5 protein-coding genes are annotated in these 14,423 nt (G+C 45.5%); 2 read left to right on the top strand and 3 right to left on the bottom strand.

What is annotated here, in order from left to right:
* The first annotated feature begins 222 nt into the window (after positions 1-222).
* Together AAC854_RS10775 and AAC854_RS10770 are read left to right on the top strand one after the other, a co-directional pair.
* A complete protein-coding gene (locus AAC854_RS10775) occupies positions 223-7,803 on the top strand; it encodes a Tc toxin subunit A-related protein (RefSeq protein WP_340617102.1) in 7,581 nt (2,526 codons plus the stop codon).
* Between the two features lie 99 nt (positions 7,804-7,902).
* On the top strand, positions 7,903-10,686 hold the full coding sequence (locus tag AAC854_RS10770) for an RHS repeat protein (protein WP_340617101.1): 2,784 nt from the start codon (positions 7,903-7,905) through the stop codon (positions 10,684-10,686).
* A gap of 305 nt (positions 10,687-10,991) precedes the next feature.
* On the opposite strand, the gene fbaA is transcribed toward AAC854_RS10770, so the two are convergent.
* The 3 genes from fbaA to epd form a co-directional block, all read right to left on the bottom strand.
* Positions 10,992-12,068, bottom strand: coding sequence for a class II fructose-bisphosphate aldolase (fbaA, locus tag AAC854_RS10765; protein WP_340617100.1), 1,077 nt, complete (start codon positions 12,066-12,068; stop codon positions 10,992-10,994).
* Between the two features lie 57 nt (positions 12,069-12,125).
* Positions 12,126-13,292, bottom strand: coding sequence for a phosphoglycerate kinase (gene pgk / locus AAC854_RS10760; protein ID WP_340617099.1), 1,167 nt, complete (start codon positions 13,290-13,292; stop codon positions 12,126-12,128).
* 74 nt (positions 13,293-13,366) lie between these two features.
* The gene (gene epd / locus AAC854_RS10755) at positions 13,367-14,386 is read right to left on the bottom strand and encodes an erythrose-4-phosphate dehydrogenase (protein WP_340617098.1); all 1,020 of its coding nucleotides are present in this window, start codon (positions 14,384-14,386) and stop codon (positions 13,367-13,369) included.
* Positions 14,387-14,423: the final 37 nt, after the last annotated feature.

Raw genomic sequence — 14,423 nt, 5'->3', positions numbered from 1 at the left:
ATCTTGCTGTGACATAGCCTTTGTTCCTTTATTTCTCTCAGTTTGGCGACTTAAAGTTATAAAGGAGCGGCTATGTCATTTCAACTCACCACGAAAGTCGAGCATCGCGTTTCTTACTTATTTTTTAACCGCAAACACATCTTTTTTATTACTACCACCATAAATTTTTATTATTACCACCATAGTTGCAAGAATCTCTCTTCCAATTTAAAAGGAACCGATATGGATACAAATGCATTTGAACTTCCTGAGGTATTGAAAAGTCAGTGTGGTTTTGGCTGCCTGACTGATATTTGTCATTACTCATTTAATGAATTCCGTCAGCAAGTCAGTGAACACCTTAATTGGTCAGAAACGCGCCGCCTTTATGACAAGGCACAGCAAGAGCAAAAAGAGAACAAGCTGTACGAAACGAAGATCCTCAAGCGTGCCAATCCTCAGCTACAAAATGCCGTACACCTTGCTATTACTGTCCCTCATGCTGAGTTACGTGGCTATAATGACGAATTTGGTAATCGGGCCAGCCAATATGTGGCTCCGGGTGCGGTTTCGTCTATGTTCTCGCCAGCCGCCTATCTGACCGAGCTTTACCGTGAAACACGTCAGTTACATGCAGAAAGTTCAGTTTATCATCTGGATAAACGCCGCCCGGATTTACAGTCAATGGCATTGAGTCAGAGCAATATGGATAGTGAAATTTCCACGCTTTCACTTTCTAATGAGTTGTTGCTGGAAGGGATTAAAGCCAAAACCGGATTGGATAGCCAATCCAAGGTCATGGAAATGTTGTCAACTTTCCGCCTCTCTGGCGCCACCCCTTATCATGATGCTTATGAAAATGTCCATAAGGTGATTCAGTTACAAGACCCAACTCTTGAGCAGCTTCAGGCTGCGCCAAATGTTGTCGAGCTGATGAATCCGGCTTCCCTGCTGGGTATTAATGCATCCGTATCACCGGAATTGTTTAATATTTTGACGGAAGAGATCACAGAAGAAAATGCCGAAGAACTCTATAAAAAGAACTTCGGTGAAATTGATCCGGCATTAATGTCCACGTCGGCTTATTTAAAAAAATATTACAATCTCAGTGATGATGAAGTCCGTTTATTTATTGGAACAGCCAGTAACTTCGGACAAACAAAGTACATTAATAATCAGCTTATCACCCCAGTACCACAAAGCGATGGATCGATTAAAGTTTATCGGATTATTCGAGAATATACTGTTAATACGAGTCAACTCAATGAGGCAGGATTATTTATCTCCAAGGGAGATAAATACAATCTAACTTATAACTTCAAGGATTTCTGGAATTCTGAATATCTCGCCATTCGGCTTAATAATTCAAAAGAGCTTACGCGTATTCCCGAAGCACCCCAGAAAAATATTAAATATTCTGCTGAAATTACTCTAAGTAATGAAGATATCCGTCAACCTTTCGAAATTTATTTAAGAAGAGTGCTGCCTAATAGTAATTTTGCCCATACTGCGGCAAGATTTTCTATTGAAGAATATAATCAATACTCGTTCCTGCTAAAACTCAATAAAGCCATTCGCCTTTTCCGTGCTACAGGATTACCCCCTACAATTCTGGAAAATATCGTCCTGAGCGTTAATGAAGAATTGGATATTGATGCGCAAGTTCTGGGGCAGATTTTCTCAGTCATCTATTATATGCAGCATTATAAGATTAATGCTGAAACTGCATTGATACTTTGTAATGCCACCATTTCACAACGCACTACCGATGATCAGATAAGCCAATTTGATCGTCTGTTCAATACCCCACCACTGAATGGACAAAGTTTCTCCACAGATGGAGAAAAACTTAACCTCAATCCGGGCAGTGCCGATGACTGGCACAAAGCTGTGCTCAAACGTGCATTCAATGCTGACGATATTTCACTTTACCGCCTGTTGCAGATAAGCCATCGCGATAATAAAGATGGGTATATGATAAACAGTCTGGAAAACCTGTCCTCTCTCTATCTTGCCCGACTGTTGGCTGAAACCCACCAACTAAATATTGATGAACTGGATTTGTTGCTGGTTGCCATTGGAGAAACCCAAAGTTTATCCGGCATTCAGGATGACGATCTCTCAAAACTGATAAATAAACTTGATGCTGTAACCAAATGGCTAAAAGCCAGACAATGGCAGGTTTACCAATTATTCATGATGACCACAACCCGTTATGATCAGACACTGACACCGGAGATCCGGAATCTGTTGGATACGGTTTATAATGGCCTGCAAGGTTTTGACTCAACACAAGGTGACCTGCTGAAAGCGATGTCACCTTATATTGCAGCGACTCTGCAATTACCTTCTGAAAATATTGCCTATTCCGTTCTTCTCTGGGCAGATAAGCTACAACCCGGCACAGGAAAAATGACGGCGCAAAAATTCTGGGCGTGGCTACAGTATCAACATAACCCTAATCTGCCTAAACCTGAAACCACACAGGAAGAGGCCGTGCAATATTGCCAGAGCCTGTCACAACTGGCCCTGATTTATCGTTCCAGCGGATTGACTGAAAGCGCGTTCGAGTTGTTTGTCACCAAACCCGACGTTTTTGGCTTCCCTGCCGGCAGCGCACCTACACATGATGCCCTTTCCCTAATGATGCTGACCCATTTTGCTGATTGGGTTAATGCACAGGGAGACAAGGCTTCCCCCACCCTCACCGCATTTGCTGAAAAAACACTGACGGCCGAGAAATTGGCGGATGCAATGGCGCTTGATGCCAATCTGTTGTCACAAGCTTACATTCAAGCGAAACAGCATAATCAGGTCACAGAAGAAAACGCCTTCTCAAACTGGATATCCATCAATATCATCCTGCAATGGATCAGTGTTTCACAACAGTTGAACATTGCACCACAAGGCGTTTCAGCGCTGGTTGCACTGGACTACATTCCACGCATACCCGGTAATGCGCTCCCAACGTACAGCCAATGGGAAACCTCAGCAAACATATTGACCGCAGGACTGGATAGCCAACAGGCCGATTCGCTACACACATTCCTTGATGAAGCCCGCAGTGCCGCACTAAGTACTTATTATATCCGTCAGGTTGCCAGCGCGGCTGCCGCTATCCAGAGCCGTGATGACCTCTATCAGTATCTCCTGATTGATAATCAGGTTTCTGCCGCCATAAAAACCACCCGTATTGCCGAAGCGATTGCCAGCATTCAGTTATATGTCAACCGGACGCTGGAAAGCGCTGAAGAAAATGCGGATTCAGGTGTCATCACCCGCCAGTTCTTTACGGACTGGGACAAATACAATAAACGCTACAGTACATGGGCAGGTGTTTCTCAACTGGCTTACTATCCTGAAAACTATATCGACCCCACCATGCGCATCGGGCAAACCAAAATGATGGATGTCCTGTTGCAGCAGATCAGCCAAAGCCAGCTCAATACCGATATTGTCGAAGATGCCTTTATGTCTTACCTGACGTCGTTTGAGCAGGTGGCAAATCTGGAAGTCATTAGTGCCTATCATGACAATGTTAACGATAGTACAGGGTTGACCTATTTTATCGGTCTCAGTGAAACCGAAGCCGGAGAGTATTACTGGCGCAGTGTCGATCACAGCAAGTTCGGTGATGGCAAATTTGCCGCCAATGCGTGGAGCGAATGGAGTAAAATTGACTGCCCGATTAACCCTTATCAGGGGACTATCCGGCCGGTGCTGTATAAATCCCGTCTGTATATTATCTGGCTGGAACAGAAAGAGATCACCAAACCGAATGGCAATAACAATCAAACTACCACGGAATATCGCTATGACCTGAAACTGTCGCATATCCGTTACGATGGCACATGGAATACACCACTTACCTTTGATGTGAATGACAAGATCAATAAATTGTCATTGGATAAAGATAAAAAAGAAGCACCGGGATTATATTGTGCCGGCTATCAAGGTGAAGATACCTTGCTGGTCATGTTTTATAAAAAAGAGGACGACTTAAATAAATATAAATCAGCTTCCATGCAGGGGTTATATATCTTTGCTGATATGTCTGCCAGAGATATGGAAACAAGCCAGAGTAATGTCTATCGGGATAATAGCTATAACCAGTTTGATACCAATAATATCAGAAGAGTTAATAATCGTTATGCCGAGGATTATGAAATTCCATCATCGGTGAATAGTAGGAAAGATTATGGCTGGGGAGATGGCTATCTAAGCATGGTATATAACGGTAGCATTCCGGTTATAAAATACCAAGCTTCCTCAAATACGCTGAAAGTATTTTTGTCACCGAAATTAAGAATTATCCATAATGGACATGAAGGCCGGCAACGCAATCAGTGTAACTTGATGAAAAAATATGGCAAGCTGGGTGATAAATTCATTATTTATAACAGCGTTAGCGTTAACCTTAATAATTCATCAAATAACCTCCTGTTTTACCCTGTCTATTTATACAGTGGAAATGCCAGTGGCTTAAGCCAGGGAAGATTATTATTCCATCGGGATACGAATTACTCATCAGATGTACAAGCATGGATTCCAGATGCAAGCCGTTCATTATATAAAAATAATGCGGCTATTCAGGATGATTTTGCTGTAGATGAATTAAACCGGCCTGATGATCTGAAAAAATATATTTTTATGATAGATCACAGAGGCATTGCCACCGATGTCAGTGGTGCTCAGGAAATTAATACCACGATATTACCGTCTAAAGTTAAGGTCACTGTCAAAGCCGGTAAGACCGAAAAATTATTTACCGCAGATGAAAATGTCTCTTCTCAACCAAAACCCAGCCTTGAAGAGATGTATTATCAGTTCAATGAGCTGGAAATAGATACCTCTTCACTGAATTTTATCAATAATTCCGCCAGCATTGATGTTACCTTTACTGCTCAGGCCGAAGATGGCCGTCAACTGGGCTGGGAAAGTTTCAGTATTCCTGTCACACGCAAAGTCCATTCTGACACCGCCCTGACCCTATACCATGATGATAATGGCGCCCAGTATATGCAGTGGGGTGTTTATCGTATCCGCCTTAATACGCTGTTTGCCCGCCAACTGGTCAGCCGGGCAACAACCGGTATTGATACCATTCTCAGTATGGATACCCAGAAACTATTAGAACCTAATTTGGGAGAAGGGTTCTTTGCCAACTTTGTTCTGCCTAAATATGATCCTGCAACACATGGCAGCGAGCGCTGGTTTAAAATCCAGATTGGGAATATTGATGGCAGCTCTACAATGCGGCCTTACTATAAAGGCGTGTTATCCGATACTGAAACCAGTGTGATACTTTTTGTGCCGTATGCCAAAGGGTACTACACAAATCAAGGTGTCCGGCTGGGGGTTGAATACCAAAAAGTCTCCTATTATGGCACTTGGGAACCCGCTTTCTTCTATTTTGATGAGACAAAAAAACAATTTATCTTAATCAACGATTCTGATCATGCTTCAGGAATGACACAACAAGGAATAGAGAAAAACATTAATAAATACAAAGGCTTTTTTGATGTCTCTGTTATCGCTGACCATACTGAGCCAATGGATTTCAGCGGTGCCAATGCCCTCTATTTCTGGGAACTGTTCTACTATACCCCGATGCTGGTTGCCCAGCGCCTGCTGCATGAACAGAACTTCGATGAAACCAATCGCTGGCTGAAATATGTCTGGAGTCCATCCGGTTATATTGTCGGCGGTAATATTCAGACTTATAAGTGGAACGTCCGCCCATTACTGGAAGATATCAGTTGGAACAGCGATCCACTGGATTCCGTCGATCCTGATGCCGTTGCTCAGCATGACCCTATGCACTATAAGGTATCTACCTTTATGCGCACGCTGGATCTGCTGATCGCCCGTGGAGATTATGCCTATCGCCGACTGGAACGGGATACCCTGAATGAAGCCAAGATGTGGTATATACAGGCACTGAATCTGCTGGGAGATAAACCTTATTTGTCACTTACTGGCGACTGGTCTAACCCACGTCTGGATCAAGCCGCCGATAGCACAACCAAACAAGCCTACGCACAGGCGATGACGCGTTTGCGGCAAAATGAAGTCAGAAGTCAGGAAATTCAGGTTCTTACTGCCAATAGCCTCACTGACCTGTTCCTGCCGCAAGTCAATGAAGTCATGATGAATTACTGGCAAACACTGGATCAGCGCTTGTATAACCTGCGCCATAACCTTTCTATCGACGGGCAACCGCTTTCTCTGCCGATTTTCGCGACACCGGCTGATCCTAAAGCGCTACTGAGTGCCGCTGTGGCAACTTCACAGGGTGGCGGGAATCTTCCTCAAGTCTCCATCCCGCTCTGGCGTTTCCCACAAATGTTGGAAAATGCACGCAGTATGGTCGGTCAACTGATGCAATTCGGATCGACTTTGCAAAGCATCATTGAACGACAGGATGCCGAGGCACTGAATGCCCTGCTGCAAAACCAGGCGGCAGAACTGATATTGACCAATATCAGTATTCAGGACAAAACCATTGAAGAGCTGGATGCTGAAAAAGCGGTACTGGAAAAATCCCGTGCGGGTGTGCAATCCCGCTATGACAGTTACAGCAAACTGTATGACGAGAATATCAATGCCGGAGAAGATCGGGCAATGACACTACGGGCAACGGCATCCGGCATGACAACGGCTGTTCAGGCGGCTCGTCTGGCAGGTGCAGCGGCCGATCTGGTGCCGAATATTTTCGGTTTTGCTGCGGGAGGTAGCCGTTGGGGAGCCATTGCAGAAGCAACGGGTTATGTAATGGAATTTTCAGCCAATGTGATGAATACCGAAGCAGACAAAATCAGCCAGTCGGAAGCTTATCGCCGCCGCCGCCAGGAATGGGAGATCCAACGCAATAATGCGGAAGCCGAGCTGAAACAGATCGAAGCGCAATTTAACTCACTGGCAATACGCCGTGAAGCGGCTGTTCTGCAAAAAGGCAGCCTGAAAACCCAGCAAGAACAGACACAGGCACAACTGGCCTTCCTGCAACGCAAGTTCAGTAATCAGGCACTCTATAACTGGCTGAGAGGTCGATTGGCCGCCATTTATTTCCAATTCTATGATTTGGCGATGACCCGCTGTCTGATGGCGGAAATGGCCTATCGCTGGGAAACTAACGATGAATCTGCCCGCTTTATTAAATCCGGAGCCTGGCAGGGCACTTATGCGGGCTTGATGGCTGGCGAATCCCTGATGCTGAATCTGGCACAGATGGAAGATGCTCATTTGAAACAAGACCAAAGGGCGCTGGAAGTAGAACGCACGGTGTCCCTTGCTGAGGTATACGCAGATTTATCCAGCAAGAGCTTCAATCTGGCAACGAAAGTGGCAGAACTGGTGAAAGAAGGTAAAGGCAGTGCGGGTGACGGACTCAACTCTCTGACGTTTGGCACAGGAACCGATACCAAAACTTCTCTGCAAGCCTCCATCTCTTTAGCCGATTTAAAAATCAGCGAGGATTACCCTGCATCGCTTGGCACAGTTCGTCGCATCAAGCAGATCAGTGTCACTTTACCTGCATTGTTAGGCCCTTATCAGGATGTTCAGGCTGTCCTTTCTTATGGTGGTGAGAACACGTGGTTAGCTCCCGGCTGTAAAGCGTTGGCTATTTCCCGTGGCATGGATGACAGCGGTCAATTCCAGCTAGATTTCAATGATGGTAAGTTCTTGCCGTTTGAAGGCATTGCAATTGATGATAAAGGTGCGCTTGTATTAAGTTTCCCTAATGCAACCACCAAACAGGCCGACATGCTACAAACTTTAAACGATATTATCCTGCATATCCGCTATACCATTCTGGATTAATGAATTCGTTCGTTTTTAACGATCAATTCTAATCACTACAGCCCCCGCTCAGGGGGCTTATCAAGCAAAAATAAGACAATTTCAGAGAGGAAGTTTTCGATGAGCAGTTTTAACCCTGCGCTTTATAAAAAAACACCGGCCGTCAATGTACTCGACAACCGCAGTCTCACCATTCGGGAGATGGGTTATCACCGCGCCGAAGCCAATGGTGTAACTGATCCCCGTATCACCCGTCACCAATATGATAATCATGAATATTTAATCGAAAGCCTTGACCCCCGGCTGTATGACAACAAGCAAAGTGATGCTTCCGTTAAACCCAATTTCAGTTGGCAGCATGATTTAACGGGTCAAATATTGAGTACCGACGGTGTGGATGCCGGGCATTCTGTCAAACTGCATGATATTGAGGGGCGTCCATTATTGGCAGTTACAGCAACAGACATTACCCAAACCTGGCAATATGAGTCCCCTTCCCTGCCGGGACGTCTGCTGAGCCTTACCGAACAGGCAAAAAATACAGCTCCCCGCATGACAGAACGCCTGTTTTGGGCGGACAACAGCCAAGGTTACAAGGGCGATAATCTGGCCGGTCAGAATATTAAGCATTATGATCCCGCGGGATTAAGCGAACTGAAAAGCCGCTCAGTGACCGGAGCCACACTTAGCCAATCCCGCCAGCTTATTCCTGATAATCAGCAACCAGACTGGACAGACAATAATCTGGGGGCTTTAGAGAGCACACGTTACACTACCAGTAACACCATTGATGCGACGGGGGCTACTCTTAGCCAAACCGATGCCAAAGGCCACATCCAACGCTTAGCTTACGATATCGCCGGTCAGCTTAAGGGAAGCTGGCTGACGGTAAAAGGCCAGAGTGAGCAAGTTATCATCAAATCACTGACCTATTCCGCTGCGGGGCAAAAACTGCGGGAAGAGCACGGCAACGGTGTGGTGACTGAATATCAGTATGAACCTGAAACACAACGGTTGATTGGCATGACCACACATCGGCTGGCTGGTAACAAAATATTGCAGGATTTGCGTTACGATTATGATCCCGTCGGCAATGTGCTCAGTATCCGCAATGATGCGGAAGCCACCCGTTTCTGGCGCAATCAGAAAATCACGCCGGAAAATAATTACACTTATGATTCCCTGTACCAGCTCCTTAGTGCAACCGGACGTGAAATGGCAAATATCGGCCAGCAAGGAAATACCCTTCCTCCCGTTTCCCCCCTTGATAACAACACGTACACCAATTACACCCGCAATTACCGCTATGACCGCGCAGGGAATTTAATCCAAATCCGTCACAGTGCGCCGGCAAGCAATAATAATTACACTGTTGATATCACTGTTTCCCATCGCAGCAACCATGCGGTACGCCAGGATTTGGCGGAAAAACCGGAGCAGGTGGATGCCCTGTTTGATGCGGGTGGACATCAAAATATGTTAAACCCCAACCAAAGCCTGAACTGGAATTGGCGGGGGGGATTGCAGCAGGTGAATCAGTCAGGCAGTAATACACCGCTTGAATGGTATCGCTATGACAGCGGCAATATGCGGGTACTGAAAGCCGGTGAACAACAAAGGGTGATTTATCTGGCAGGATTGGAATTACGTACCACTCAACACGGCAATAACAATAGCGAAGATTTACAGGTGATTACCGTAGGTGAAGCCGGTCGTGCACAGGTTCGGGTATTGCACTGGGACAGCAGTAAGCCCGCAGATATCCCCAATAATCAACTGCGTTACAGCTATGACAATCTGTTGGGCAGCAGCCAGCTTGAACTGGATGGTTCAGGGCAGATTATCACTCAGGAAGAATATTACCCTTATGGCGGTACATCGGTCTGGGTGGCAAAAAACCAGACCGAAGCGAATTACAAAACCATTCGTTATTCCGGCAAGGAACGGGATATATCAGGGTTGTATTATTACGGTTATCGTTATTATCAACCGTGGGTGGGGAGATGGCTAAGTGCCGATCCTGCGGGAACGGTTGATGGGCTGAATTTGTATCGGATGGTGAGGAATAATCCCATATCTTTATTTGATCCCGATGGACAAGCACCAAACGATGCAAACGTTCAAAAAGTAGACTCTTTAAAAGAATTAGCACGCAGGGTGGCGGCGGGTTCAAAACGATATGAATCTCAGGATGTTGTGGAATATCTCGGTGGGATTAGAGAATTAAGAGGATTAGCCAGTGCAACAGCCTTTGAAAAGGCTGAGGAAATGCTCAAGGGATTGAAAAGGAAAGCAACTCCTTCTGGATATTCAAGGACACTTTCTCAAACTGCCGATGTCGTTAGGGAAAAGATCAAAGGCAGGCTTCCTACTCTCGTCGCCTATGATGAAGAGAGTTTTTCAGGTCATGGAGTCAGTGAAGGGCATACAGGGCTAATTGGTGTTCCAGCCAAAGGAAGCAAAACAAGTTTATCTCCTGTTCTGGAACGTGATGTTGCTGGTAATGAGGTACTCTTCAGAACAATATCGCAAGATCATTTCAATATATTGCAAAAAACAAGAAAGCTGAGCGCAACAACAGAAACCTCAATATCACCCGCATTAGCTTATTCATCAAAATATCAAGGGGTGACTGTCCAATTTACATTAAAACCGGGAACGTTAGCAGAAATTCAGGCTATTGGTATAGCACAAAACCAAGGCGCTGAAAAAATTTTCCCGGGTATGCAGAAAATGAGCACATTAGAAGGTGACTGGGCAAAACAACATGCCCTCTTCAAAAAAGAAGGAGAGTCAACACCCCAAATTACCACCCAGCTTGGAAAAGGTGCTGCATTAGATATCTTTAATGCCAATATCATTGGTTATAGAAAAATAGATAAACAACCAAGTTCATCAACCTAGTTTTAAATCAATTTACATCTGAATTAGACACCCTGCGATGGGGTGTCTTAAAAACGAAAACGATCTTTTATAATGGCATGAGAGAGATAAGCCATGTGACAAAACCTAAACAATATTATTCTGAATATTCACTGAAATAATTAATAGTCCGGGGATTGCAAAAATAAAGACAGGCTGGTTCAGTACAAGCGTCGAAACAACCTTTTCTCAGTTAAGCCGTGTTACTCATACCAAGCGGATAGAACTGCACCTCAAAATCAGGTGCAGTTCATTACTATCGACTACGATGCTAATTTACATGCCTATTACAGCACATCAACCGCATTCAGCTCTTTAAAAGCCTGTTCCAGACGAACAATCATGGAAGTCTGAGCCGCACGCAACCAAACGCGGGGATCATAAAATTTCTTGTTAGGTTTGTCCGCACCTTCCGGATTACCCAACTGGCCTTGCAGGTAGCCTTCGTTCTTTTTGTAGTAGTTCAGAATACCTTCCCAAGTTGCCCACTGGGTATCGGTATCGATATTCATTTTTACTACACCGTAGCTGACTGCTTCCTGAATCTCTTCTGCGGTAGAACCGGAACCACCGTGGAAGACGAAATCCAGACTGTTGTGTGGCAGGTTGAATTTCTCAGAAACGTAATCCTGTGAGTTGCGCAGAATTTTTGGCGTCAGTTTAACGTTGCCGGGTTTATATACACCGTGAACGTTACCGAAAGAGGCCGCGATGGTGAAACGCGGGCTGATGGCATTCAGTTTCTCATACGCGTAAGCCACGTCTTCTGGCTGAGTGTACAGGGAAGAGCTGTCCAGATGGGAGTTATCGACACCATCTTCTTCACCACCAGTACAACCGAGTTCAATTTCCAGCGTCATGTCGAGTTTCGCCATGCGTGCCAGATATTGGCTGCAAATCTCAATGTTTTCTTCCAGAGATTCTTCTGACAGATCGATCATATGGGAAGAGAACAGTGGCTTGCCCGTTTGTGCGTAGTGTTTTTCACCCGCATCCAGCAGGCCGTCGATCCATGGCAGCAATTTACGTGCGCAGTGGTCGGTATGCAGGATAACAGGCACACCGTAATGTTCTGCCATCTGGTGAACGTGGTGAGCACCAGAGATAGCACCGATAATTGCCGCTTGCTGGCCTTCTGCTTTCAGCCCCTTGCCGGCAACGAAAGACGCACCGCCGTTGGAAAACTGGATAATGACCGGAGCACGTACTTTTGCCGCCGTTTCTAACACTGCGTTGATGGAATCAGTACCGACACAGTTAACCGCTGGTAATGCGAAATTGTTTTCTTTAGCGACGGCAAAGACTTTTTGAACATCATCACCAGTGATGACACCCGGTTTTACGAAATCAAAAATTTTAGACATGTTACGTGGTCCTGTATTGATATTGAACAGGCAGCAAACACTGCCTGCTAGCACAACTTAGTTACTTTTAGCACGTTCTTCCAGCATCACAACGGCTGGCAGTTTTTTGCCTTCAACAAACTCAAGGAAAGCACCACCACCAGTAGAGATGTAAGAGATCTTGTCAGCAATTTCGAACAGGTCGATTGCTGCCAAAGTATCACCACCCCCTGCGATAGAGAAAGCATCACTCTCAGCAATCGCGCGGGCAACAATTTCGGTTCCTTTACGGAAGTTAGGGAATTCAAAAACACCCACAGGGCCATTCCACAGAATGGTTTTGGCATCTTTCAGGATTTCGGCCAGACGTTCAGCAGACGCATCGCCCAAATCAAGGATTTGTTCTTCGTCTTTAATTTCACTGGTTGATTTCAGCGTCGCTTCCGCGGTTTCAGAAAATTCAGTCGCAACACGAACATCAGTAGGAACCGGAATATCACAGCTTTCCAGCAGTTTTTTCGCTTCTGGGATCAAATCATCTTCGTACAGTGAACGACCAACATTATGCCCTTCTGCGGCAACAAAAGTATTGGCAATACCGCCACCCACGATCAGTTGATCAGCAATTTTGGACAGTGAATCCAGCACAGTCAGTTTGGTTGAGACTTTAGAACCACCCACAATCGCCACCATTGGGCGAGCCGGGTTATGCAGCGCTTTACCCAACGCTTCCAGTTCACGAGACAGCAGCGGGCCAGCACAGGCGATTGGGGCAAATTTAGCCACGCCATGAGTTGATGCCTGAGCACGATGAGCTGTACCAAAAGCGTCCATGACATACACATCACACAGTGCTGCATAGTGCTTCGATAATGTTTCGTCGTCTTTTTTCTCACCTTTGTTGAAGCGAACGTTTTCCAGAACAACTAATTCGCCTTCCGACACTTCAACACCATCCAGATACTCTTTTTCCAGACGAACAGGAGAAGAAAGTACTTCTTTCAGGTAATCAACGACAGGTTTCAGAGAGAACTCTTCGTTGTATTCTCCTTCAGTCGGGCGTCCCAGGTGAGAAGTAACCATGACTTTGGCTCCCTGATTTAACGCAGCCTCAATCGTCGGCAAAGACGCACGGATACGTGCATCAGAAGTCACTTTGCCATCTTTTACAGGCACATTCAGATCAGCACGGATCAATACGCGTTTACCCGCCAGATCTAAATCAGTCATCTTAATTACAGACATGGTGAATCCTCTCATTGATTCTTTATAAAATTACTCAATCTTCTGCTATGTACCGTTTGTGGCATAACAAATGATTATTTGAAACCGGTTGCGGCCATTGCCAGCGCCGTGTCAATCATGCGATTAGCAAAGCCCCATTCATTATCACACCATACGAGGGTTTTGATCAGGTGATTACCGCTGACCCTCGTTTGTGTTCCATCAACAATGGCACTGTGGGGATCGTGGTTAAAATCCGTTGAAACTAACGGCAAATCAGTGTAATCCACTATACCATGAAACTCTCTGAGAGCTGATTTTTGCAGGAGCCGGTTCACATCGCCAACTTTCACTGCGGCACGGACTGTCACGCTTAAGTCAATGGCTGTCACGTTAATCGTGGGCACTCGTACCGAAATCGCCTCAAACCGATCACTGAATTTGGGGAAAATACGAGTGATGCCCGCCGCCAATTTTGTATCAACAGGAATGATGGATTGGCTGGCCGCCCGGGTTCGACGTAAATCACGGTGATACGCATCAATCACTGGCTGATCATTCATCGACGCATGGATGGTTGTCACCGTGCCAGATTCAATATTGAACGCATCATCTAACACTTTGATGATGGGAATGATGCAGTTTGTTGTACAGGATGCATTGGAAACAATACAATCTTCCGCAACCAATGAATGGTGATTGACACCATATACCACGGTTGCATCCAAGTCATTTCCTCCCGGGTGAGAAAACAGAACTTTTCTGGCGCCACTGGCAATATGAGCTTCTCCATCTGCCCGCTCACCATACTTACCCGTACAGTCAAGCACGATATCAATGCCCAGTTCTTTCCACGGTAAAGCTGAAATATCCTGCTGATGAAACAGCCGAATACTGTCATCTCCTACTTGCAATAAATCATTATTCAGGCGTATATCCCATGCAAAACGCCCATGACTGGAATCGTATTTCAATAAATGAGCAATGCCTTCCGCATCTGCCAATTCATTAATAGCGATCACTGAAATTTCAGCCCGACGCCCGGATTCGTAAATAGCACGCAAGACACTTCGCCCTATTCTCCCAAAACCGTTAATCGCTACCCTGATAGTCATGTTACTCCCTGAATGTCTCTGTAGTCATGCAACCGCT

Origin of the sequence: Xenorhabdus entomophaga (assembly GCF_037996725.1) — a bacterium.
Taxonomy (GTDB): Bacteria; Pseudomonadota; Gammaproteobacteria; order Enterobacterales; family Enterobacteriaceae; genus Xenorhabdus; species Xenorhabdus khoisanae.
The sequence above is the reverse complement of the archived record's forward strand: the minus strand, read 5'-3'. Positions and strand labels throughout refer to the sequence as shown.

Coding starts and splice junctions, on each gene's coding strand:
- AAC854_RS10775 (WP_340617102.1), top strand. CDS start 223: ATGGATACAAATGCATTTGAACTTCCTGAGGTATTGAAAAGTCAGTGT.
- AAC854_RS10770 (WP_340617101.1), top strand. CDS start 7,903: ATGAGCAGTTTTAACCCTGCGCTTTATAAAAAAACACCGGCCGTCAAT.
- fbaA (WP_340617100.1), bottom strand. CDS start 12,068: ATGTCTAAAATTTTTGATTTCGTAAAACCGGGTGTCATCACTGGTGAT.
- pgk (WP_340617099.1), bottom strand. CDS start 13,292: ATGTCTGTAATTAAGATGACTGATTTAGATCTGGCGGGTAAACGCGTA.
- epd (WP_340617098.1), bottom strand. CDS start 14,386: ATGACTATCAGGGTAGCGATTAACGGTTTTGGGAGAATAGGGCGAAGT.